The organism is Lysobacter ciconiae (assembly GCF_015209725.1).
GTDB lineage: Bacteria > Pseudomonadota > Gammaproteobacteria > Xanthomonadales > Xanthomonadaceae > Novilysobacter > Novilysobacter ciconiae.
On record NZ_CP063656.1, the window covers coordinates 1,524,978 to 1,547,373 of the forward strand.

Genomic DNA, 22,396 nt, shown 5'->3' on the forward strand with positions numbered 1-22,396 from the left:
CATGTTGCTTGCGCTGCTCATCTTCATCGCGACCATCGTCTTGGTCATCTGGCAGCCCAAAGGCCTCGGGGTCGGCTGGAGCGCTTCGTTCGGCGCCGCACTGGCGCTGCTGACGGGTGTGGTCGGCCTAGCCGATATCCCGACGGTCTGGGGCTTCGTCTGGAACGCCACCTTCACCTTTGTCGCGGTGATCATCATCAGCCTGGTGCTGGATGAAGCCGGGTTCTTCGAGTGGGCGGCACTGCACGTGGCGCGCTGGGGCAAGGGCAACGGGCGCAGGCTGTTTGTCTACCTCGTGCTGCTCGGGGCGGCCGTCGCGGCGCTGTTCGCCAACGATGGCGCCGCGCTGATCCTGACGCCGATCGTGATCGCCATGCTGCTGGCGCTGAAGTTCAGCCCAGCCGCCACGCTGGCCTTCGTGATGGGTGCCGGCTTCATCGCCGACACCGCGAGCCTGCCACTGATCGTCTCCAACCTGGTCAACATCGTCTCGGCGGACTACTTCGACATCGGCTTTGCCGAATACGCCTCGGTCATGTTCCCGGTGAACCTGGTCTCCGTGGCCGCGACGCTTGCCGTCCTGCTGTGGTTTTTCCGCCGTGACATTCCCGCGAACTACGACGTGACCCGGCTGAAGGATCCGCGCTCGGCGATCGTCGACCGCACCACCTTCAACGCGGGCTGGGCGGTGCTGGGCCTCCTGCTGGTGGGCTTCTTGGTGCTGGAAAGGCTCGGCGTGCCCATCAGCGCCGTGGCGGGCGCGGGGGCACTGGCGCTGCTGACCGTGGCGGCGAAGGGGCACGTGATCTCGACCCGCAAGGTCGTGCGCGAGGCGCCCTGGCAGATCGTGGTGTTCTCGCTCGGCATGTACCTGGTGGTCTATGGCCTGCGCAACGAAGGGCTGACCGACCACCTGGCCGGTCTCCTGGACGGGTTCGCCGGCCATGGCCTGTGGGCAGCGACCTTCGGGACGGGCCTGCTGACCGCATTCCTGTCGTCGGTCATGAACAACATGCCCACGGTGCTGGTCGGTGCGCTGTCGATCGACGCAAGCCAGGCGGACGGGGCGGTACGCGAGGCGATGGTCTACGCGAACGTCATCGGCAGCGACCTAGGTCCGAAGTTCACGCCGATCGGCAGCCTGGCCACGCTGCTGTGGTTGCACGTGCTGGCACGCAAGGACATCAGGATCACCTGGGGCTATTACTTCAGGGTCGGTGTTGTTCTGACGCTCCCGGTGTTGCTCGTGACGTTGGCGGCCTTGGTGATACGGCTGAGTCTTGCGTGATGGCGCCGACCGCTGCGATGACCCATCCGTGCGGCAGATCGTTTGCTCCGCTCTGACCTGAGGCGTTCGTCATGAAGAACCGTTACTACGTGTTGTTCCTATGCACAGCCAATTCCGCTCGCAGTCTCATGGGTGAAGCGTTAGTCAACGCCATGGGGGGAGAGCGCCTACGCGCTTTTAGCGCCGGCAGCCACCCGACGGGGCAGGTGCATCCGATGACTGCGCAGGTGCTCCAGAGCGCAGGGCTGCCGACCGCGAATCTGCGCAGCAAGAGTTGGGAAGAATTCGCCCATTCCAGCGCCCGGAAGATGGACTTGATCATTACGGTCTGCGACCAGGCCGCGGTTGAGGCCTGTCCCACGTGGCCGGGGCACCCGGTACGCGTGCACTGGAGCATTCCCGACCCGGCGAGGATGGACGGCACGCCTGAGCAAATCCAGGAGGCGTTCGCGGCCGCGCTGAAGAGGCTGCAACAGCGCATCTCCCAACTGCTGGCCCTGCCTCTTGAGACTTTGGACAGCGTGGCAGCAAAGAGCTGCATCGAGCAGCTTGGACAGAAGCGCGAGCCATCTACCAATCCACTCCTTTGCCCCTGAGACCGCGTGGTCGAGGCCGACAGCGATGCCGGTCATCTCATCAACGCCAGCAAAGGCTGGTACGCGGCTGAAGCCACCACCCGCTAAACCCGTGAGGCGTCGAGCATGAAAGACCGCTACAACGTGTTGTTCATTTGCACCGGCAACTCCGCCCGCAGCCTGATGGCCGAGGCCTGGCCAACGCCTTGAGGCGTGAGCGGCTGCGGGCGTTCAGCGCCGGGAGCCATCCGGAAGGTCAGGCACACCCCCTGACGCTGCAGGTGCTCGAAAGCGCCGGGCTGGCGACCGCAAACCTTCGCAGCAAGAGTTGGGACGAGTTCACCGGTGCCGGGGTCCCTGAAATGGACCTGATCATCACCGTCTGCGATCGCGCGGCTGGCGAGACCTGTCCGACCTGGCCCGGACACCCGGTCACCGCCCATTGGAGCATCCCGGATCCGGCCGCCGCGACCGGCACGCCCGAGCAGATCCGCAAGGCCTTCAGCGTCGCGCTGCAGATGCTGCAGCAGCGTATTTCGCTGCTGCTGGCGTTACGCCCCGAAGCCTGGGATCGCTTGGCGATGAAGACCCGGGTGGAGCAGATCGACCAATCCCCTTCCGCTACGTGACGCCACCGCACACCACACCTTTTCGGAGATCGAGCACATGAGCATTCGCGTTGGCATCAACGGCTTCGGCCGCATGGGCCGTCTCACCCTGCGCGCCGCGTGGGATGAGCCGGACATCGAGTTCGTCCAGATCAATGACCCAGCCGGCGAGCCGGCCACCCTCGCGCACCTGCTGACGTTTGACTCGGTGCACGGCCGCTGGGACCGAACGATTGAAGCCGACGGCGATGCGCTCGTGATCGAGGGCCGACGCATTCCGTTGACGCGCAACAAGGAGCTCGCCGCCACCGACTGGTCCGGCTGCGACGTGGTGATCGAAGCCTCGGGCAAGTTCCGCAAGCCGGACGTGCTGCAGCCCTATCTCGACCAAGGTGTGAAGCGCGTGGTGGTGACCGCGCCGATCAAGACGGCCGGGACGCTCGACATCGTCATGGGCGTCAACCAGGACCGGTTCGATCCGACCAAGCACCGCATCGTCTCAGCGGCGTCGTGCACGACCAATTGCCTGGCACCGGTGGTCAAGGTGATTCATGAGGGGCTTGGGATCCGCCACGGCAGCCTGACTACGATCCACAGCCTGACCAACACCCAGACGATCATCGACGCGCCGCATAAAGACCTGCGCCGGGCGCGCTCGGCCGGGGCAAGCTTGATCCCAACCTCCACCGGCTCGGCCACTGCGATCGCGGAGATCTTTCCGGAGTTGAAGCGTCGTCTCGACGGCCACGCCGTGCGCGTGCCGCTCACCAATGCCTCGCTGACCGACTGCGTGTTCGAGGTCGAGCGTCCGACCACCGTCGAGGAAGTGAACGCGATGCTGAAGGCGGCCGCCGATGGTGAGCTGTCCGGAATCCTCGGCTTTGAGACGCGTCCACTGGTTTCGATCGACTACCAGACCGATCCGCGCTCCAGCATCATCGACGCGCTGTCCACGCTCGTTGTCAACGGCACCCAGGTCAAGATCTACGCCTGGTACGACAACGAATGGGGCTACGTGAACCGCACCGCCGAACTGGTGCGGCTGGTCGGCAGCGCGGATCGGTGACCATGCTCGCGCGCCTCTCCCCGGACGTGCGCCAGTACCTGCTGATCACCGGCAACTACTGGGCCTTCACCCTGACCGACGGCGCCTTGCGGATGCTGGTGGTGCTGCATTTCCACCAGCTTGGCTACAGTCCACTGCAGGTGGCGATGCTGTTCCTGTTCTACGAGATCTTCGGGGTGGTCACCAATCTCGTTGGCGGCTGGCTCGGTGCGCACGTCGGGCTCAACCGCACCATGAACATCGGCCTGGCCCTGCAGGTGGTGGCCTTGTCGATGCTGCTGGTGCCGACCGCATGGCTGCTGGTGCCGTGGGTAATGGCCGCGCAGGCACTGTCGGGCATCGCCAAGGACCTCAACAAGATGAGCGCAAAGAGCAGCATCAAGCTGCTGGTGCCCAACGATCAACAAGGGGCGTTGTACCGCTGGGTCGCTGCGCTGACCGGCTCAAAAAACGCGCTCAAGGGCGTGGGCTGCTTCCTGGGCGGTGCGCTGCTTACCGCCGTCGGCTTCGCGCCGGCGATCGCGATCATGGTGGTCGGTCTGGCGCTGGTATGGCTGCTGAGCCTGGCGCTGCTGAAGCGTGACCTGGGCAAAGCGAAAGCCAAGCCAAAGTTCCGCGACATCTTCTCCAAGAGCCGCGCGATCAACCAGTTGTCAGCCGCGCGCATGTTCCTGTTCGGCGCCCGCGATGTCTGGTTCGTGGTGGCCCTGCCGGTGTTCCTGGCCGCCTCGCTGGGATGGGACCACTGGCAGGTCGGCGGCTTTCTCGCGGCATGGGTGATCGGTTATGGCGTAGTCCAATCGCTCGCGCCGTACGTCACCGGCCGCCGAGGCGGCAAGGTCCCCGATGGCCGCTCGGCGCTGGGTTGGGCGAGCGTACTCGCGGTGGTGCCTGCGGCGATGGCGATATTGTTGCTGCAGGGCCAGTCGCCGCAGCTGGTGCTGATCGCGGGACTGACCGTGTTCGGCGTGCTGTTCGCGATCAACTCCTCGCTGCACAGCTACCTGATCGTCAGCTATGCGGCCGAGGACGGCGTCTCGCTCGATGTGGGCTTCTACTACATGGCCAACGCGATGGGACGTTTGCTTGGCACGGTGCTGTCAGGCTGGGTGTTCCAGCGCTTTGGATTGGCCGCCTGCCTGTTGGTGTCGGCAGGGCTGGTCGCGACCGCGGCCTTGGCCTCGGTCACATTGCCACGGCACGACCGTGAGGGTGTGGTCCCACCATGAGACATGCTTTAGGTTCAACGCATGTTCGCTCGACCGCAATTGACCATCGAATACCGGCGTGATCTGAACTCGGATCACCCTCACGCAGCTCAATGGGTAGAGCAGCGGATTTATACCCGTAAGCACCAGAAGTGTCCCGGCGCATGAGATCGAACCGCTGCAGCAGGCGCAACAGTTCCTTGGACACGCGCTGCTGACCGGGCTGCGCGATCATCAGCCGTGTCTGTGTAGTGGTGGCCGCAAGTACAAGCGCTGCCATGGCCGCGAACTGAAACGCGCCTCGCCCTGTAGCCTTTGCGGCATTCAGCGAAATTGTATAACCCCGTTGCCCGCAGGTATCCTGCGTGGTCATGGTCCGCTTGCCCCGCCACCGCTGGTTGCCGCTCCTACGCGTTCTCGCGCTGGGGCTGTTTGCGCTGGGATTGGTGCTGCAACCGGTCATGACAGCCGCCGGTGAGATGCACGAGCTCGCACACGACCCGTCGGGCATGCACAGCCACGGCCCGCACGCCAACGATCTGGGCGCGGAGCTCACCGCGACAGGTGCGCACGATCAGGATGGATCGGAGACCTTGCACGTGCTTCTGGATTTTGCACATTGCTGTGGCGCAGCTGCGGCCGTAATGCCTGTCCTGGAGTCCTTGTCTGCTCTTCCGATAGCCGGTCGGCTGGTGGTTGAGAAGGCGTCGCCCCCACCGACCGTGCGCCTACCGAGTCCGTTCAAGCCTCCGATCTTCGGATGACTGCGCCATCGGCCTGACGCCGATACCCGTCATTTCGATTCACCGGAGCAACCCCCATGCGTTTTCGATCAGCGGCATTGGCCGCGTTCGTCGTCGTGTGTGCCGTGGCATTTCCCACGCACGCCGCCGGCCCCCTTACTCTGGACGACGCCTTTCTTCGCGTTGCCAGCACTCATCCCAATCTGCGCCTGTTTGGCGCCCGCCATGAGGTCCTGGCAGCCGAGTTGGAGCGAGCCTCCTTGCGCCCGGTGCTGGTCGCTGGCGCCGAACTCGAGAACGTGCTGGGTACCGGCCCGGCCAGCGGTCTCGACAGCGCCGAGATCACGCTGAGCCTCGCTTCCGTGTTGGAGCGGGGCGGCAAGCTCGATGCCCGCCGCACGTTCGCGCAGAGCCGCATCGACGCGCTGGCCATCGCGCGCGAGGCGCAGCGCTTGGATCTTCTGGCCGAAGTGGCCCGCCGCTACCTCGCAGTCATCGGTGCGCAACGACAAGGCGAGCTCGCGCGGCTGGACGTCGACCAGCGCGAGCGCACCGTCACTGCGGCGCGCCGACGTCACGAGGCGGGCGCCTCGCCCGAGTCGGTCGTACTCACCGCCCAGGCGGCCCTGGCGCGGGCCGAACTGGATGGGGCTCGGGCTCGACAGCGTGAGACAGCCGCCCGCCAACATCTCGCAGCCCTTTGGGGCGAGCGCAATCCGGCATTCGAGATCGCCGGGGGCGATCCGCTGGCAGTGCCGCGGGTCGCGGACTTCGCGGTACTCGCCGACTGGCTGCAACGCACCCCTGAGCTCGCGCAGTTCGTCGATCAGCAGCGCATTGGCGAGGCACGCCTGCGACTGGCGCGCAGCGAGGCGACCCCCGACCTCGACTGGCAGGTCGGCATCCGGCGGATGGCGGATGGCGAAAACTTCGGCTTAGTCGGCAGTGTCTCGATCCCACTGGGCACCACCAGCCGCGCACAACCGGGCATCCGTGCCGCACGTGCCGAGTTGACCGCGTTGGAAATCGAACGAGAGGCCACGGGTCTGTCGCTCTACTCCACCCTTGCCGAGGCGCATGGCCGCTTCGGTGTGGCGCGCCTGGAAGCGCAGCGGCTGGGTGAGGACGTGCTCCCACGCCTGGCCAAGGCCGAAGCCGCGGCCGCCACCGCGTATCGCGCAGGGGCGGCCAGCTATCTGGAGTGGTCGAGCCTGCAGGCAGAGCGCGCCGCGGCCCGGCGGCAACAAGTGGAGGCGGCGCTGGAAGCCCAGCGCGCTCTGATCGAAATCCAGCGGCTGACCGGCCAGGCATTCATCGCCGGCCCGGGCTCGCACGAAAACCAAGGAGCAACACCATGAAGCCTACTCACCTGATCCCCGCGCTGGCGCTGGCGCTAAGCCTGGCGGCCTGTGGTGGTGACTCGGACCAGCCGGCGAAGGACACCCCTGCCGACGAGACGGCTGACCACGGCACAGAGGCCGACGACCATGGCCATGAGGCGGGTGAAGTCGCCAGCACGGTCATTCCGGCCGAGATCGCCGAGAAGTCCGGTATCAAGACGCGGCCCGTCGGCCCCGGCGTGATTGCCGACGAGCACGAGGTGCAAGGCCTGCTGACCGCGGTCGATGGCCGTGTTGCCCAGATCTCCGCCCGCTTTCCCGGACCGATCCGTTCGCTGCGCGCCAACGCCGGCGACCAGGTTCGCGCCGGTCAGACGCTTGCGACGATCGAGAGCAACCTGAGCCTGAGCACCTACAGCGTGACCGCGCCGATCTCCGGTGTGATCGTCGAGCGCAACGCCTCGGTCGGCGGCCTGGCCAGCGAAGGCACTCCGCTGTTCGAGATCGCCGACCTGTCCCAGCTCTGGGTCGACCTGCACATCTTCGGAGCCGACGCCCAGCACATCCAGCCGGGCGTGCCGGTAACCGTCACCCGCATGAGCGATGGCGAGACGCTGCTCACCACGCTCGAACGTGTGCTACCGGGCATGGCCACGGCGAGCCAAAGCACTGTTGCCCGCGCGACGATCGACAACACCGACAGCCAGTGGCGTCCGGGAACTGCGGTCAAGGCGCGGATCACGGTCGCGCAGCAGCCGGTTGATCTGGTGGTGCCGTTAACCGCGCTGCAGTCGATGGATGGCCGGGAGGCCGTGTTCGTGCGCGAGGGCGAGACATACCAGGCCCGACACGTCGAGCTCGGCGTGCGCGATGCCACGCAGGTGCAGATCCTGTCAGGCCTGAGTGTGGGCGAGGAGGTCGTGGTCGCGGAGAGCTACCTGATCAAGGCGGACATCGGCAAGGAGGGCGCGGCGCATGAGCACTGACGCCACAGCCCACCAGACCGGCCTGCTGGAGCGGCTCGTCCGCTTCTCGATCCGGCATCGCTGGATGATGCTGGTGCTGACCCTGGGGCTGATCGGAGTGGGCATCTGGAGCTTTACCCGGCTCCCGATCGATGCAACCCCCGACATCACCAACGTCCAGGTGCAGATCAACACCGAGGCGCCCGGCTACTCGCCACTGGAGTCCGAGCAGCGGGTCACCTATCCGATTGAAACGGCGCTCGCCGGCTTGCCCCGGCTCGACTACACGCGCTCGCTGTCGCGATACGGCTTGTCGCAGGTCACCATCGTGTTCGAAGACGGTACCGACCTGTACTTCGCCAGACAGCAGGTAGCCGAGCGCCTGCAGCAGATCCGCTCACAGATTCCCGAGGGGCTGGAGCCCGAAATGGGGCCGATCTCGACCGGTTTGGGCGAGATCTTCATGTACACCGTCGACGCAGCGCCCGAAGCGACCAAGCCGGACGGCACGCCGTGGACCGCCACTGACCTGCGCACCCTGCAGGACTGGGTCATCCGGCCGCAGATGCGCAACACCCCCGGAGTGACCGAGGTCAACACGATGGGCGGCTTCGAGCGGCAGATCCACATCACCCCGGATCCGTCCAAGCTGGTCGCACTCGGCTTCACGCTGCAGGACATCGTCGACGCGGTGGCCGCCAACAACCAGAACATGGGTGCCGGCTACATCGAGCGCAACGGTCAGCAATACCTAGTGCGCGTGCCCGGCCAGGTTGGTGGGATCGACGAGATCCGGAACATCGTGCTGGACCGACGCGACGGCCTGCCGATCCGGGTCGCTGACGTGGCACAGGTGGGTGAGGGTCCGGAGCTTCGCACTGGCGCGGCGACCCAGAACGGCGAAGAGGTCGTGCTGGGCACCGCGTCGATGCTGGTCGGCTCCAACAGCCGAACGGTCGCGCAGGCCGCGGCGGCGAAGCTGCAGGATGCGAACGCAAGCTTGCCGGAAGGGGTCACCGCGACGGCGGTCTACGACCGCACCGAACTGGTCGAACGCACCATGCAGACCATCTCGAAGAACCTGATCGAGGGTGCCTTGCTGGTGATCGTGGTCCTGTTCCTGCTGTTGGGGAACTTCCGCGCCGCGCTCATCACCGCAGCCGTCATCCCGCTGGCCATGCTGTTCACCATCACCGGCATGGTGCGTGGCGGCGTGTCGGGGAACCTGATGAGCCTCGGTGCGCTCGACTTCGGGCTGATCGTCGATGGCGCGGTCATCATCATCGAGAACGTTCTGCGGCGGTTTGGCGAGATGCAGCGCCGACTTGGTCGGACGCTGACACGCGAGGAACGCAACGACCTGACGGCCACCGCCACGGTCGAAGTCATCCGGCCCAGCCTGTTCGGCATGTTCATCATCGCCGCGGTGTACCTGCCGATCTTCGCGCTGACCGGGATCGAGGGGAAGATGTTCCACCCCATGGCGATCACCGTGGTGCTGGCCCTCACCGGTGCAATGGTCCTGTCGCTGACCTTCGTTCCCGCGTCCATCGCGATCTTCATGGGCAACCGCGTCGAGGAGAAGGAGAACAGACTGGTCCAATGGACGCGGCGGCGCTATGAGCCGTTGCTTGCGTGGTCGCTTCACCGGCAGAACTGGGTATTTGGCGGGGCACTTGCCCTGGTCGCCGTGTCCCTGCTGCTCGCCACGCGTCTGGGCAGCGAGTTCATTCCCAGCCTGGACGAGGGGGACATCGCCATGCACGCGATCCGTATCCCAGGGACGGGTCTGGAGCAGTCGGTGAAGATGCAACTCGCCGTGGAGGAGCGACTGATGCAGGTTCCCGAGGTGGAGCGGATCTTCAGCAAGATCGGCACGGCGGAGGTGGCGACTGACCCGATGCCACCGAACGTCGCCGACACGTTCCTGATGATGAAGCCGCGCGAGCAATGGCCCGATCCACGCAAGCCAAAGGACGTGCTGATCGACGAGATCGAGGCGGCGGTGGCGACGCTTCCGGGCAACAACTACGAGTTCACGCAACCGATCGAAATGCGGACCAACGAGCTGATATCCGGCGTACGGGCGGACGTGGCGGTCAAGGTGTTCGGTGATGACCTGGACACGCTGATCGAAGTAGCCGAACAGGTTGAAGCGGTTGCCAGGCAGATCGAGGGCGCGGCCGACGTCAAGACCGAGCAGGCGACAGGCTTGCCACTGCTGACGATCGTCCCGGACCGTGCGGCGCTTGCGCGCTTCGGCTTGAATCCGGGCGTCGTGCAGCAGACCGTGGCAACCGCAGTCGGTGGCCAGGTCGCCAGCCAGCTGTTCGAGGGCGATCGCCGCTTCGATATCGTGGTCCGACTGCCGGAACACATGCGCGTTGATCCGGCAGCCCTACAGGACCTGCCGATCCCCTTGTCCGACGATGCGAATGCGGATCGATCGAGCCTGGAGCCCAGTTGGGCGACCGCACGGACCGTGCCGTTGCGGGAGGTTGCGACAATCGAGAGCCTGCTCGGGCCAAACCAGATCAACCGCGAGAACGGAAAGCGCCGGGTGGTGGTCACGGCCAACGTGCGTGATCGCGACTTGGGCGGCTTCGTTGAAGACCTGCAGCAGCGCATCGAGCAGCAGGTGAGCGTTCCGGAAGGCTACTGGATCGACTACGGCGGCACGTTCGAGCAGTTGATCTCGGCCAGCCAACGGCTCGCAGTAGTGGTACCGGTGACCTTGGTCCTCATCTTCGGCCTGCTGTTCATGGCGTTTGGCTCGGCCAGGGATGCGGTGATCGTGTTCAGTGGCGTGCCGCTGGCCCTGACCGGCGGTGTAGCTGCACTGGCATTGCGCGGTATCCCGTTGTCGATCACCGCCGGGGTCGGCTTCATCGCCCTGTCCGGCGTGGCCGTGCTCAACGGCCTGGTGATGATCGCCTTCATTCGCAACCTGCGGGAGCAAGGGCAGTCGCTGGATGACGCCGTCTTCAACGGCGCACTCGGGCGGCTACGGCCGGTCTTGATGACCGCCCTGGTGGCATCGCTCGGCTTCGTCCCGATGGCGCTCAATGTCGGCACGGGCGCGGAGGTGCAGCGTCCGCTCGCCACCGTGGTGATCGGCGGGATCGTATCCTCCACGCTGCTCACCCTGCTGGTGCTGCCGACCCTCTACCGCCTTCTGCACCGCGGCGACGCAGCGAAGTCGCAACGGGAGGCCCACTGACGTGAGCGAAGAGAAGATCGAAATACACGACGCCCACCAACGTCGGATCCTGTTGATCGTCCTTGCCTTGAACCTCGCGCTTGCCGCGGGGTTCTGGGTCACGGGTCTCGCTGCCGGCTCAAGCGCCCTGATCGCGAATGGACTGGACAATGCGTCCGACAGCGCTGTCTACATCATCACCCTGCTCGCGCTCAGTCGTTCACCGGCCTGGAAACGATCGGCGGCCAAGGTGTCCGGCTGGCTGCTGATCCTGTTTGCCGCGGGAATCCTTGTCGACGTGGGCCGTCGATTCTTCGGTGACGTCGAGCCCATTGGCACAACGATGATGGTGATGGCCCTGGGAGCCGCCATAGTGAACGCGACCTGTGTGTGGCTACTCAAGAAGATCCGGCAGGCCAACGTGAACGTGCGTGCCGCGACCACCTTCAGCACCAACGACTTTGTCGCCAACGCGGGCGTGCTTGTGGGTGGCGGATTGGTGCTCTGGACCGGGCGGGCCTGGCCCGATCTGGTCGTCGGTCTTGCGGTGGCGGCGATCGCCCTGAAAGGGGGCATCGAGATCCTGCGAGATGCGCGAGGTCAAGAGCATGGCTAGCAGAGCCGGCTTGCAGCACTTTCTCCATCGGAGCCGCGCTTTGTGTCGGGGCATTCGGCAGGGCATTACGGTAAACCCATGAGGCGATTGGAGGTGTCCACCGATGGGTGCCGCAGCGTGTCAAGGATGGCGCATTGGCCGCGCTCGCCCCCACTGCAGCTGCCGATCACCCGTTCGAGCTCCGCGGCCATCCGCTGCAGGTCACCGAGCCGGGCCTGAATGTCCACCAGGTGCACACGGGCGAGCCGGTCGACATCCTGGCATGACAATCCGTCGTCCTCGGCCAGGCCCAGCAGGCTGCGGATCTCCTCCAGGGAGAAGCCAAGGTCGCGGCCACGACTGATGAAGCGCAATCGATCCACGTCCGTTGACCGATAGTCGCGGTACCCGCTCGCTGTGCGCGGCGGCGCAGGCAACAACCTGATGCGCTCGTAGTAACGCACGGTTTCCGGATGGCACCCGCTGCGTGTCGCGACCTCTCCAATCTTCATGGGCTTGACCCTGTAGCGGCTACAGGCTTTAGGATCGCCGACCTGACAGCGGTCCGCAATTCCTGCGTCCGCTCCCATCTGGAGACTTGACCATGGGTGACTCGTGCGGCTGCGGAAGCACAGTGGATATCCGGGCCTTGGAGGCCGGGCAGCGGCGCGTGCTGATGATCGTGCTGGCGATCAACATCGCCACCTTCGTGATGATGATCACGGCGGCGATTTACAGCGGATCGTCCTCGTTGCTGTCAGGCAGCCTCGACAATCTCGGCGATGCGCTGACCTACTTGCTGAGCCTGGCGGTGATCGGCGCCAGCTTGCGCGCCAAGGCCAAAGTGGCGCTGATCAAGGGACTGCTGATTTTCGGCGCCGCGGTGGCGGTCGCCATCCAGATCAGCTGGCGCCTGGCCCATCCGGAGGTGCCGATCTTCGAGGCCATCGGCATTGCTGCGGTGATCAACCTTGCGTTCAACGCCCTGTGCCTGTGGTTGCTGACGCCGTACCGCTTCGGCGATGTGAACATGTCATCGGCGTGGGAGTGTTCGCGCAATGATCTGTACGAGGGTGTTGCGGTACTGCTGGCGGCCGCCGGCGTGTGGCTGTTCGATGCGGGCTGGCCCGATCTGGTCATCGCCGGTGGACTGTTGCTGATGTTTCTGCGGTCCGCCTGGCGGGTACTCCGTATGGCTTGGCGGAGCTACCGGGACGAGGCGAAATAGCAAGTTGCGGCCCGTTGCCCGGCCCAAGAGAAGAAATGCCCCGTATGCCGGGGCGTTTGTTCGCCGAGTTGGCTGATGATCGGCATCCACTGGCCGCGACCGTTATCCGCAGCAGGGATTCTGTTGCTGGATCGGTGGACACGGCACCGTGCCGTAAGAACAGAACACACAACAATCGCCCGGCTTGGGCCGCAGTACCGTGCCGCAGCCTGGACACTCGTAGAAAAACTGACAGGCCGTGGTAGGCATCATCTCGCTGGCCTGGTGCCTGCATTCTGGGCAGGTCAGCAAGCTTTGCAGTTGCAGATCAGCCACCATTTGTCCGCGCCTTGGCCAAGAAGCCTGCTTCGGTGATAGCCCGTGCGATGTCCGAAGCACTAGTACGCTCGGAATCGAAGGTCACCGTTACGGTGCCTGCCTTGGTATCGACCGCGGTATCAGCTACGCCGGGCACCTTCTCGAGCGCTTTCTCAATGGTGATGCTGCACGTGGGGCAGGTCATGTTCGCGGCCTGCAGCACCACCGTCTCAGTCGGGGCGGCCCCCGTCGTTCCGGCCCATATGACGGCCATCAAGGCCAATGTCCACTTGCGCATCGATCGTCTCCTACAGAAGCCAGATCACGTAATACGGAAACAACAACAACAAGGCGATCACGACCGTGACAAACCAAAGCCCGCGCCGCCGGCGGCTCAAGATGCCCGGATCCACGCATTGGCCTTCGGCGCGGCATCGAGAGGCTGGTCCGTACAGGCCCCAGAAGGCTAACCCCAGCGACAGCAGGGCGGCAGCAGTGAACCAAGGGCGCCATGGATCCAGCGCGGTCAGGTTGCCGATCCAGGCGCCACTGATGCCCAGCAGGACCAACGCCAGCGGCACGACGCAGCAGATCGATGCGCCAATGGCGGCGATGCTCGCGCCAACGATGGCTGGAACAGACGATTTGGCCGGGGTTGTTAGCATCGGAGCATACTAGCCTCTGTACCTAGGTACGGAGTCAAGCCGTGCGTCCGAACACGTTTACGATCAGCCGGCTGGCGGCGGCGGCCGATGTGCACGTCGAAACCGTGCGCTACTACCAGCGACGTAGGCTGCTGCGTCAACCCGAGCGACCGATAGGAGGCGTGCGTCGTTACGACGAAAACGATGTAAATCGGCTTCAGTTCATCCGTCGCGCTCAGATGATGGGATTCAGCCTCGACGAGATCGCTGGCCTGCTACAGATCACAGGCGAGCGTTCTTGCGAGCAGACCCGTCAGTTGACCGAGCGAAAGCTCGCCGATGTCCGTCTACGAATCCGCGAGCTGCGACAGCTGGAGAGGGATCTCGAACAGAAAGTAGCGCGGTGCGTTCAAGTGCCGACGGGAGAGTACTGCCCAACCCTCGATTTTCTGGAGCGGCCAAGAAAGCCAGCTGCGACAGGCAGTTAGCTCACTTTCGGCCGTTTTTTACACGAATCCCTGCCGACCCTCATTTCCGCCCACCCGACGTATGCACGCGCCTATCGCTTCGCTTGGTCGGCATTGCGCACCGGTGTTGCCGGCGACACCCGCGCGGAGAGCCTGTGGCTCAGCCCCACCTGGGAGATCTACGAGCGCTGGTGCTACGCGCGCGTGACGCACTGCCTGCGCGAGCGACATCCCGGGCTGCGGTGGTCGATGCACTATTCAGGCACTCAGGGCGATTGCATCAGACTGGTGGGCACTAGCCCATCACTCCGGATTGAAGCATGGCTGCAGCGGCGGTTCCATGCCGGCGATGGCAAGGCCACTGGATTTCGGAGCATTTCCGGGGTGCTTGTGCCTGATCTGCTGATCACCGTGGAAGCCGGTGATGTACGGCAGATGCTCGTGCTGGATGCGAAGTACCGGACGAGTCGGTCAAATGTCTTGGATGCCATGCGCTCGGCGCACCTTTATCAAGACGCGCTGCGATGGAACGAAGATCGCCCGGTTGCTTCTCTGTTGCTCGTGCCCCGGGGCGGCGGTGCTCCCTGGTTGGAAGCACCGGACTTCCACGCAGCTCATCGGGTAGGGGTGCATGTACTCTCACCTGATTCTCCGTCGTCGTTGTTAGACGCGCTGCTCGGGAGGTGGCTGGCCGCCGTGCCGGTGCTGGCAATGTCTGATGTCAGTGATAGCGGGGTAGAACCCACTTGAGGATTAGGGAGGTTTATCGGGGGTGGGGCAGGGCAGCTAGTTGCTTGGAACGGGGTTGCTTCTGGTGTCCGTAGATAGATAAGGGGCGGATCTTGGTGCTTAAGGTTTTTCTGAACCATTGTGCGGAAGACAAGGCGCTAGTCACGCCGTACTTCAACAAGCTTAAGGCGCTCGGTTTTGAGCCATGGATCGACAAGAGGATTCTTCCCGGACAGGACTGGGATGAAGTGATCCAGCACGCCTTCAATGCTGCCGACGTCTATCTGATCTTCATGACCCCGCGTAGCGTCAGCAAGCGCGGCTATGTCCAAAGAGAAATCAGTGACGCATTGGACAAGCAGCGATACAACTTGCCCGGAGACATCGGGCTGATCCCAATCCTGCTCGAGGACTGCGAAGTACCGGTAAAAATTTTAAGATCGCACCAGTACATCCGTTTGCCTGAGGGGTGGCAAGAGTTGGTTGAGTCGCTGGAACTGGCCGCACAGCAACGGAGTATCGCCATCCACACCGGCGTGGAGATGGACCCCTTTCGGATGTTCCTTCGCGAAGAGAAGCATCGGTGGGAAGGCCTTCCTGGCTACGAAGTGTCGATGAGATATCCGCATGTCGAGTCATCGCGAGTGCCCAACACCGCCGTCGAGCTCAACGAATTCTTCGCGTCCCTGCGGCTGAATTCCTTGCTCAATGCCAGAAAGGCCAGGATCAATCAGGAGGAGGAACACTTCTCAAGCTGGGCCGGCGACCCGGACTGGAAGCCGGCGAATTCATTCCATGTTTTCATCTCACCTAACTTGGCGAACCAATTCATCTTGAGCTTTAGCGTTCATGAGGATGGCATGTTTGCGGGCGCGGCTCATGGATTCATGTGGGTCGAAACACATAACTTCATGATCATTGATGATCAGCTAATCAAGATCAGTTTCGATGACTTTCTCTCCGAACCCCATTCGGCTTACACCTCGATAACTGCGTTGGTTCGAGAGCGAGTGGCGAAGGAGTATGCGGGTCGATTCGATGGGGAGCTTAGTTCCGACGATCTAATTAGAGTACGTGAAGCGTTACCCAGCGATGGGACGATCTTCAGGAACTTCATCATTACCCCTATAGGGATCACTTTTCTGTACCCGCAAGGTGAGTTGTTCGGACATGCGGCCGGCGCCTTTGGCGCCGATCTCTCGTTTAATGACCTCCGCCCGTGGTTGAAGCCCGGCGGGCCCCACACTTTCGCCCAACACGCCAGCGCGATTTCTTGGGACCCGGGGATAGACGATGAAGTCCACGAATAATATGAAGCCTACTAATCTGACCAAGCCTTCCGGCGAGAGGCCCTGAATGTGTACCGCTGAAGCGCTTGCTAAGAGATTGGCTGAACGGGGACAGCCCACGCGGGAGGACTACCAGGCAGCTCTGGGTTGTCTGGACGAGGCCGTATGCGAAGCCATAGCCGTCGGACAAGCCCAAGCTGGGCGGATGGCGAGTCCTTGTGTGGGATACGCAACGTACGTCTTCGCCCGCATGTGTGGCCACGCTACGGCTGCCATTCGTGCCGTACCCCTGTCCCGATGGGCTGAAAACGACTATGAGGAATGGGGGTTCCATGTACTGGCATGCCATGCACGGGCGCTATTGGAAGGCAATCTGTACTTCCACTACCTCGTATCTCCGACAGACGAGGATCTAGAGGAGGGCAGAGCTAGAATCACACTGCTTCAGCTTAACGACTGCTGTACTCGCTTGAAGATGTTCACGGACAATCAGGAGCAGCGACAGGGATTTGAGGGGCAGCGAGATGAGCTAGTTGCACGCTTGAAAGCAATTCCGTTCTTTCAACAATTGGCGCAGCCCGTGCAGGCACAATGTCTGTCTGGCAAGAAGGCTTGGTTCTTGGACCGGGCCCAGTTGGTGGAGATGGTGGGGATGGAGAAGGCGCAATTCGACATACTCTGGGACCTGTGGTCGCAGCACTCCCACATCCACCCTATGTCGTTCTACCGAATGGAAGCCAATGGCCGTGGTTCGGGGCTGGATAACGATACAGATCGAAGCTACCTGACAACCGCGATGCTGATATGTACAGGGATACTGGAAGCGGCCACCGACAAGATGGTAGAAATTAGTCCTGACGTGGCTGGTGTACGCCAGGGGCTGAATTCTAAGTTCAGCCCTGGCCCGAAGAGTAATAGGCCGCAGTAGCCTATAGATCGGAAGTGGAGTAGGAAGATTTATCGGGGGTAGGAGAGGCGGCGCACAATCCACAGCTGACGTACCCTGACGTTAACGTCGCCGAAGGTATGCGGCCGAGCTCGACGCGATAACGGTAAGCTTGCTATGACAGAAAGCGGGTCCGACACGGCTGCTATAGATGTGAAACCTTGTTGCTAGCGATGACGGATAAGGCCCGTTAGTTCGCTATTTCGCACCCGCAAACCAGGTGCCAAAGTTGCGATAAGGGATTCCACGATAAGCTGATCTGACTCGTTCGTGAGCGGGCCCAGTATGACTTCGCCCTGACTAAGAGCATTGGGTGCTAATGGCATGTCGATGAAGTGAGCCTTGGGGCCGAAGGGTCCCGGTAATCCCCCCACAGGTTAGCTGACCCCAGAAGTGGAATTTTCTCGTACGCTTTCCCGAGGAGGTTCCAATGAAGAAGTCCCGCTTCACCGACAGCCAGATCATCGCCGTGCTCAAGCAGGCACAGGCCGGCACGCCCGTCCCGGAGATATGCCGCGAACACGGCATCAGCTCGGCCACGTTCTACAAGTGGCGCAGCAAATTCGGCGGCATGGATGCGTCGATGATGTCCCAGCTCAAGGAGCTGCAGGACGAGAACCGGCGGCTGAAGAAGATGTACGCCGACGCGCAGCTGAGCGCCGACCTGCTGAAGGAAGCGCTCTCAAAAAAATGGTGAGGCCATCTCAACGCCGGGAGATGGCCCGAACAGCGATCGAGGGCGGGCGCACGAACATTCGGCACGCCTGCCGGACCTTCGAATTGAGCGAGACCTGCTACCGCTACCAGGCCACGTCGTCGGACGAGAATGCACGCATCGCCGACTGGCTGGTGCGGCTGACCACGGCGTATCGCGATTGGGGCTTTGGCCTGTGCTTCCTGCACCTGCGCAACGTCAAAGGCTTTGGCTGGAACCACAAGCGGGTCTATCGCATCTACCGGGAGCTGGAGTTGAACCTGCGGATCAAGCCGAAGAAGCGCCTGGTGCGGGAGAAGCCCGAGCCGCTGGCCGTGCCCGATACGATCAACCAGATCTGGTCCATGGATTTCATGCATGACCAGCTCAGCGACGGCCGGAGCTTCCGTCTGTTCAACGTGCTGGACGACTTCAACCGCGAAGGGCTGGGCATCGAAGTGGACCTGTCGCTGCCGGCAGCGCGGGTGATCCGTTCGCTGGAGCAGATCATCGAATGGCGCGGCAAACCCCGTGCGATCCGCTGCGACAACGGGCCGGAATACATTAGTGGCGCGCTGCTGGCCTGGGCCGAGCGACAGGGCATCCGGATTGAGCACATCCAGCCTGGGAAGCCACAGCAGAACGCCTATATCGAACGCTACAACCGCACGGTGCGTTATGCCTGGCTGGCCCGGATCCTGTTCGACACCATCGAGCAGGTGCAGGACAAGGCCACGCGCTGGCTATGGACGTACAACCACGAGCGCCCCAACATGGCACTCGGCGGCATTACCCCGATACAGAAACTGGCACGTGCCGCTTAGCTCCACTTTTGGTGTCCGTTAAAAACGGGGGGAGGGTTCTACCCCGTTTCCACGGACGGTTTGATTAAGGCCTGAAACTCCCGATCACGCCGGGCAACTCTACGACGCATTCGCGGGTTGTGGAACCGCTCCAGATAGTCGAACAGATCGGCCCGCGCCTCGTCCCGGGTCCGGTAGTGAGTGCGGTGCACGCGCTCCCGCTTGAGCACCCCAAAGAATCCTTCGCACGCCGCGTTGTCGCCGCAATGGCCAACCGCGCTCATGCTGCAGACCAGGGCGTTGCCGCCCAGAAACTTCTGGTACGTGCCGCTGATGAACTGCCCGCCGCGATCCGAGTGCAGGATCACTTCGTTCTCGCCTTCCCGCTGCCACACCGCCATCTGCACGGCCCGCACGACCATGTGCCTGTCCTGGCGATGGTGCATCGACCAGCCCATCACCCGTTTGCAGTACAGGTCCAGCACGACGCACAAGAACAGCTTGCCCTCGATCGTCACGATCTCGGTGATGTCCGTCACCCACTTGGTCTCCGGCTCGAAGGCGTCGAAATCGCGTTCCAGCAGATTCTCGACCCCAACCGGTCGACTGCCCGGCTTCTGGCCAAAGCGACGCTTCTTGCGCTGCGGCAAGCCCTGAAGTCCGTTCGCCGCCATCAGTCGCGCCACCCGGTTGAGGCTGGCGCTTTCGCCCTCGTCGCCCAGGTCTTCGTGCATGCGCGGCGCGCCGAGAACGCCTTTGCTGTCCTCATGCATCTCCCGGATACGCACCAGCAAACGCGCGTTGTCCTGCGCCCGCAGTCCGGGCTTGCGCCCGGACCAGGCGTAGAAGCCGCTGGTCGACACTTCAAGGCAACGGCACATCATCCCGACGGGAAAGTCGCTGCGGCAGTACTCAATCACCGCGTACCGTTCGGTGACTGCTTCGCGAAGTACGCCGCCGCGTCTTTTAAAAAATCACGCTCCTTGGTCACCCGCGTCAGCTCGCGCTTGAGGCGGGCGAGTTCCTCGTCGCGCGGGGTTCCACCGCCAGGAAAGGCTTTGGTTCCTCCGGCATCGGCCTCCCGCACCCAGCGGGTCAGCAGGGCCGGACCGACCCCGACCTCCAGAGCAATCTTTCGGCAGCTCGAATTCGACCGCCGGACCAGCTCGACGAGCTCGTGCTTGTACTCAGGGCTGTAACGCTTGCGCTTGGACATGGACACTCCTCTGATCCAGTATGGATCTTAGTGAAAGTGTCCGCAGAATCGGGGTAGAACCCCGCTGCCCATTCGAGGTCGTTGGTCCAGCCTTCTGGACCTGGTGTGGCGTGAAGAATAAACCTGACTTCTCTTTGAAAGGACCAATAAGTGTTCTTGAACGTCGCGAGTGAGGTCGTGCGCCCATTGATACGAAATCCATCTGGCGGAATCAATTCAATACGCGCCTCGTACTCTGCGGCGATATCGTCGACGTAGGTGACGCGACTTAAGAACTGACTCTCTTCATCTATATGGTCTGGGGACAATGTATAGCCTTGTCCGCGCACCCGCATCATAGACGCAGGGTTTGACATTATTGGCACATGAGCGAAAGGCTGCCTTGGAAGCGAAATTCGCACGCCTTTCATCGCAGCCCCATACATCGCCCATTGAGCGATATCCTCTTCGACCTTCTCTACCCAGCAGCTTGCGAACAGCATCGTGCCGAAGTCGAAGTTGCCGATACGTTGCGCCTCTTGGGTGTCATCCAATGTGTCCAGCCGCCCGAATCGGATAGTCTTGTGACGGAGGATGGAGGCCAGTGCGCCGATACTGGTGTAGTGGTGTATCAGTTGGTCTTTCATCTCACTGCGTTCTGGTGCAACTAGTTGCTCGCGCATCCCGTTAGATCTGCTCAGCATTCAGGGGCAAGAACTGCGGGATGATTGTGCCACGGGAAAAGGATCATCCTCCACAGCGTCCACCATAGGGACATGATCCCTGCGTTCCGCAGCTCGGCATCCGTCATCAGGCCATGGCAGTACGCATTGCGCAGATTGAACCCTTCCGAGTTGGCCAGCAGGACGTGAAGTTCAAATACAAGGTTCTTGCCAAAAAAACGTTCGGCTTCCGGCATATCGAGCATTTCGCCCAGCGTCTTCTCGTGTTGCGTGCCATCTTCGCTCATGCCCGTTGTATGAGTTCCAATCCTTTTTAGTTGCGCGCGCACGAAAGGCTCTACCGCGGGAATTAGGTAGACCGACACCGCAAGCCAGTCGGCGATGAAGCCCGAGAACAACCCCCTGGCTAGAGTCTCAGTTTGGCCACGCGGCGTGATGGGTGATGCTTCTACGATCTCCTTGACCACGTGGAATGATGGCTGATATTGGCTGTGCAGAGTGTTCACGACATGCGACACCATGACTGACGACCGCATGGGAATGTCGACTTCGTGGGCGCTACTGATTGCGTGCAGACGAACTGACGCTGGGTCATTCAGATCGAGGGGTGGGCGCTGGGCAACAACCACTCCGTCCGCGTTGACGTGAGTGGTTGTGAACATGCTTGCTAGCGGATGTTCGACATGCTGTTGCCGTACACGTTCCTCGATTTCTTCCAGATTCAGCCACTGCCCCGTGCGATAGGTCGCTCGAAGTAAAGCGGAGAAGAAATCGGGTGCTGCGATCTGCTCGTCGATCCACTTTACCCATTCGCTGACATCGGTGTTCGCGGAAAAATGGCCGAAATGGTCCATGGAAGCCCGTTCGTAGGTAGCAAGCCGATCTCGCAGATCCTGGATACGCGATGGCACCGCCTTGGCCTTGCGCAGGAGGCTTATGGCTTCGGTCATGTGCATTGGGGCGATCAGTGGTTGCTGCTCTGCGGCAAGTTCTGCAGCGCGCGCCATGGCCTCACCCTGGGCCATAAGCGACGCGTTGGCCTCCTTCGATTTACCCAATCGTTGATTCAGCCGATAGGCCTGCGCATGCCATCGCGCCGCTTCCTGAGGATCGTCGGCGTCCAAGGCGGCAGCCTTGGCTTCAATCTGGGGGAGGATGGCTTCGCAGGCGTGGCGATTACGATTAATCGCTTCGTCACACAGACGAAAAGCCAAGCCGGGCCAGTTGTTCTCGATCGAGTACGGAATTTCGTCGAGAATCACGTTCCAGTATCGCTCCCACAACGCGGGATCCTTTTTGGCATACACCCAGAGCAAGACCAGGCTGCGTTGCAGTTCGTCGAGTCCACGAATCGCGTGCTCCGTACCAAATACCGACCCGACGTAGTCTAGGTAGGCGTCAACAGCCAACCGCCCCAAGCGCCAATCGGGAGGGATGCGTCCATCGGCCGTTACCGAAAGGTCGGCAAATCGTGCCTTGAGCCAAGGAGTTGGAGCCTCACGGGCAGCGCGTGCCAGAAGGGCCACATCGTTCTGGCCGAGGTCCTCCATGGACATGCTCCGGCCTTCGCTGCTTTGAAATACTGGCCCAAAGGGTGCGTGGGACGGGTGCCGCAGGTGCATGGAGATAGCGCCACCCAAGACCTGCATGGCCTTGGATAGAAGAGGTTGACCTTCTTCTTCGAGTTCCCTGGCCCTCTGGTAAAATTTCGTCGTCAATGACCAGGGGGCGGCGCCGTCTCCTTCCTCCCCGACCAACGAAATCCAGTCAAGCGCAGCGTAGGTCTCATCGTCGATAGCCTCCTCTAGTACAGGCATGCACTTCTCCGATCGGT

The 22,396-nt window shown here is 62.5% G+C and carries 22 protein-coding genes; 16 read left to right on the forward strand and 6 right to left on the reverse strand.

Annotated elements, in window-relative coordinates:
* Position 1: 1 nt before the first annotated feature.
* From INQ41_RS06980 to INQ41_RS07025, 10 genes are all read left to right on the forward strand, one after another.
* Positions 2-1,288 carry an arsenic transporter gene (locus tag INQ41_RS06980; protein ID WP_193983090.1) on the forward strand — a complete coding sequence of 429 codons (1,287 nt, stop codon included), beginning with the start codon at positions 2-4 and terminating at the stop codon, positions 1,286-1,288.
* A 71-nt stretch (positions 1,289-1,359) separates the two neighbouring features.
* Entirely contained in the window at positions 1,360-1,884 is a 525-nt protein-coding gene (locus INQ41_RS06985; protein WP_193983092.1) for an arsenate reductase ArsC, read from the forward strand.
* 105 nt (positions 1,885-1,989) lie between these two features.
* A complete protein-coding gene (locus tag INQ41_RS13420; protein ID WP_455430066.1) occupies positions 1,990-2,073 on the forward strand; it encodes an arsenate reductase/protein-tyrosine-phosphatase family protein in 84 nt (27 codons plus the stop codon).
* Positions 2,070-2,492 (forward strand): arsenate reductase ArsC, encoded by a 423-nt coding sequence (locus INQ41_RS06990; protein WP_455430064.1) that lies wholly within the window; start codon positions 2,070-2,072, stop codon positions 2,490-2,492. Before INQ41_RS13420 ends, INQ41_RS06990 begins: the two co-directional genes overlap by 4 nt.
* A gap of 37 nt (positions 2,493-2,529) precedes the next feature.
* A complete protein-coding gene (locus INQ41_RS06995) occupies positions 2,530-3,537 on the forward strand; it encodes an ArsJ-associated glyceraldehyde-3-phosphate dehydrogenase (RefSeq protein ID WP_193983094.1) in 1,008 nt (335 codons plus the stop codon).
* Between the two features lie 2 nt (positions 3,538-3,539).
* Positions 3,540-4,766 carry an organoarsenical effux MFS transporter ArsJ gene (arsJ, locus tag INQ41_RS07000; RefSeq protein ID WP_228076527.1) on the forward strand — a complete coding sequence of 409 codons (1,227 nt, stop codon included), beginning with the start codon at positions 3,540-3,542 and terminating at the stop codon, positions 4,764-4,766.
* Between the two features lie 799 nt (positions 4,767-5,565).
* On the forward strand, positions 5,566-6,846 hold the full coding sequence (locus tag INQ41_RS07010; protein WP_193983098.1) for a TolC family protein: 1,281 nt from the start codon (positions 5,566-5,568) through the stop codon (positions 6,844-6,846).
* Positions 6,843-7,814, forward strand: coding sequence for an efflux RND transporter periplasmic adaptor subunit (locus tag INQ41_RS07015; protein WP_193983100.1), 972 nt, complete (start codon positions 6,843-6,845; stop codon positions 7,812-7,814). Before INQ41_RS07010 ends, INQ41_RS07015 begins: the two co-directional genes overlap by 4 nt.
* 22 nt (positions 7,815-7,836) lie before the next feature.
* A complete protein-coding gene (locus INQ41_RS07020; protein WP_193987265.1) occupies positions 7,837-11,013 on the forward strand; it encodes an efflux RND transporter permease subunit in 3,177 nt (1,058 codons plus the stop codon).
* 1 nt (position 11,014) lies between these two features.
* On the forward strand, positions 11,015-11,608 hold the full coding sequence (locus INQ41_RS07025) for a cation transporter (protein ID WP_193983101.1): 594 nt from the start codon (positions 11,015-11,017) through the stop codon (positions 11,606-11,608).
* A 65-nt stretch (positions 11,609-11,673) separates the two neighbouring features.
* Here the strand turns inward: INQ41_RS07025 and INQ41_RS07030 are convergent, their stop codons facing one another.
* Entirely contained in the window at positions 11,674-12,099 is a 426-nt protein-coding gene (locus tag INQ41_RS07030; protein WP_193983103.1) for a MerR family transcriptional regulator, read from the reverse strand.
* Positions 12,100-12,191: 92 nt separating this feature from the next.
* Between INQ41_RS07030 and INQ41_RS07035 the strand changes: the two genes are divergently transcribed.
* Positions 12,192-12,815: a cation transporter gene (locus INQ41_RS07035; RefSeq protein ID WP_193983105.1), complete on the forward strand. Its 624-nt coding sequence runs from the start codon at positions 12,192-12,194 to the stop codon at positions 12,813-12,815.
* Positions 12,816-12,917: 102 nt separating this feature from the next.
* Here the strand turns inward: INQ41_RS07035 and INQ41_RS13255 are convergent, their stop codons facing one another.
* The 3 genes from INQ41_RS13255 to INQ41_RS07045 are packed head-to-tail and all read right to left on the reverse strand — an operon-like array spanning position 12,918 to position 13,777.
* Complete coding sequence (locus tag INQ41_RS13255) at positions 12,918-13,133, reverse strand: GDCCVxC domain-containing (seleno)protein (protein WP_407074225.1); 216 nt, start codon at positions 13,131-13,133, stop codon at positions 12,918-12,920.
* On the reverse strand, positions 13,123-13,410 hold the full coding sequence (locus INQ41_RS07040) for a heavy-metal-associated domain-containing protein (RefSeq protein WP_193983107.1): 288 nt from the start codon (positions 13,408-13,410) through the stop codon (positions 13,123-13,125). The genes INQ41_RS13255 and INQ41_RS07040 overlap by 11 nt, the downstream gene beginning before the upstream one ends.
* 10 nt (positions 13,411-13,420) lie before the next feature.
* A complete protein-coding gene (locus tag INQ41_RS07045) occupies positions 13,421-13,777 on the reverse strand; it encodes a mercuric transporter MerT family protein (protein WP_193983109.1) in 357 nt (118 codons plus the stop codon).
* 41 nt (positions 13,778-13,818) lie between these two features.
* Here INQ41_RS07045 and INQ41_RS07050 point away from each other — a divergent pair, with 41 nt between their 5' ends.
* From INQ41_RS07050 to INQ41_RS07070, 5 genes are all read left to right on the forward strand, one after another.
* Positions 13,819-14,244: a MerR family transcriptional regulator gene (locus tag INQ41_RS07050; protein WP_193983111.1), complete on the forward strand. Its 426-nt coding sequence runs from the start codon at positions 13,819-13,821 to the stop codon at positions 14,242-14,244.
* 93 nt (positions 14,245-14,337) lie between these two features.
* Positions 14,338-14,973, forward strand: a complete 636-nt coding sequence (locus tag INQ41_RS07055; protein WP_193983113.1) for a nuclease domain-containing protein — start codon at positions 14,338-14,340, stop codon at positions 14,971-14,973.
* Positions 14,974-15,068: 95 nt separating this feature from the next.
* Positions 15,069-16,262 carry a TIR domain-containing protein gene (locus INQ41_RS07060; protein ID WP_228076788.1) on the forward strand — a complete coding sequence of 398 codons (1,194 nt, stop codon included), beginning with the start codon at positions 15,069-15,071 and terminating at the stop codon, positions 16,260-16,262.
* A 448-nt stretch (positions 16,263-16,710) separates the two neighbouring features.
* Positions 16,711-17,169, forward strand: a complete 459-nt coding sequence (locus INQ41_RS07065) for a hypothetical protein (RefSeq protein ID WP_052106480.1) — start codon at positions 16,711-16,713, stop codon at positions 17,167-17,169.
* Between the two features lie 448 nt (positions 17,170-17,617).
* Positions 17,618-18,705, forward strand: a protein-coding gene (locus INQ41_RS07070) for an IS3 family transposase (RefSeq protein WP_228076528.1) whose coding sequence is annotated in 2 segments (ribosomal slippage) — positions 17,618-17,870 and positions 17,870-18,705 — 1,089 coding nt in all. Because the reading frame shifts where the segments join, the coding sequence is not laid out codon by codon here.
* 38 nt (positions 18,706-18,743) lie between these two features.
* Here INQ41_RS07070 and INQ41_RS07075 read toward each other — a convergent pair.
* Positions 18,744-19,900, reverse strand: a protein-coding gene (locus tag INQ41_RS07075) for an IS3 family transposase (RefSeq protein ID WP_193983117.1) whose coding sequence is annotated in 2 segments (ribosomal slippage) — positions 18,744-19,651 and positions 19,651-19,900 — 1,158 coding nt in all. Because the reading frame shifts where the segments join, the coding sequence is not laid out codon by codon here.
* Between the two features lie 676 nt (positions 19,901-20,576).
* Complete coding sequence (locus INQ41_RS07080; RefSeq protein WP_193983119.1) at positions 20,577-22,379, reverse strand: DUF4209 domain-containing protein; 1,803 nt, start codon at positions 22,377-22,379, stop codon at positions 20,577-20,579.
* Between the last annotated feature and the right edge of the window lie 17 nt (positions 22,380-22,396).

Coding starts and splice junctions, on each gene's coding strand:
- INQ41_RS06980 (WP_193983090.1), top strand. CDS start 2: ATGTTGCTTGCGCTGCTCATCTTCATCGCGACCATCGTCTTGGTCATC.
- INQ41_RS06985 (WP_193983092.1), top strand. CDS start 1,360: ATGAAGAACCGTTACTACGTGTTGTTCCTATGCACAGCCAATTCCGCT.
- INQ41_RS13420 (WP_455430066.1), top strand. CDS start 1,990: ATGAAAGACCGCTACAACGTGTTGTTCATTTGCACCGGCAACTCCGCC.
- INQ41_RS06995 (WP_193983094.1), top strand. CDS start 2,530: ATGAGCATTCGCGTTGGCATCAACGGCTTCGGCCGCATGGGCCGTCTC.
- arsJ (WP_228076527.1), top strand. CDS start 3,540: ATGCTCGCGCGCCTCTCCCCGGACGTGCGCCAGTACCTGCTGATCACC.
- INQ41_RS07010 (WP_193983098.1), top strand. CDS start 5,566: ATGCGTTTTCGATCAGCGGCATTGGCCGCGTTCGTCGTCGTGTGTGCC.
- INQ41_RS07015 (WP_193983100.1), top strand. CDS start 6,843: ATGAAGCCTACTCACCTGATCCCCGCGCTGGCGCTGGCGCTAAGCCTG.
- INQ41_RS07030 (WP_193983103.1), bottom strand. CDS start 12,099: ATGAAGATTGGAGAGGTCGCGACACGCAGCGGGTGCCATCCGGAAACC.
- INQ41_RS07035 (WP_193983105.1), top strand. CDS start 12,192: ATGGGTGACTCGTGCGGCTGCGGAAGCACAGTGGATATCCGGGCCTTG.
- INQ41_RS13255 (WP_407074225.1), bottom strand. CDS start 13,133: ATGGTGGCTGATCTGCAACTGCAAAGCTTGCTGACCTGCCCAGAATGC.
- INQ41_RS07040 (WP_193983107.1), bottom strand. CDS start 13,410: ATGCGCAAGTGGACATTGGCCTTGATGGCCGTCATATGGGCCGGAACG.
- INQ41_RS07045 (WP_193983109.1), bottom strand. CDS start 13,777: ATGCTAACAACCCCGGCCAAATCGTCTGTTCCAGCCATCGTTGGCGCG.
- INQ41_RS07080 (WP_193983119.1), bottom strand. CDS start 22,379: ATGCCTGTACTAGAGGAGGCTATCGACGATGAGACCTACGCTGCGCTT.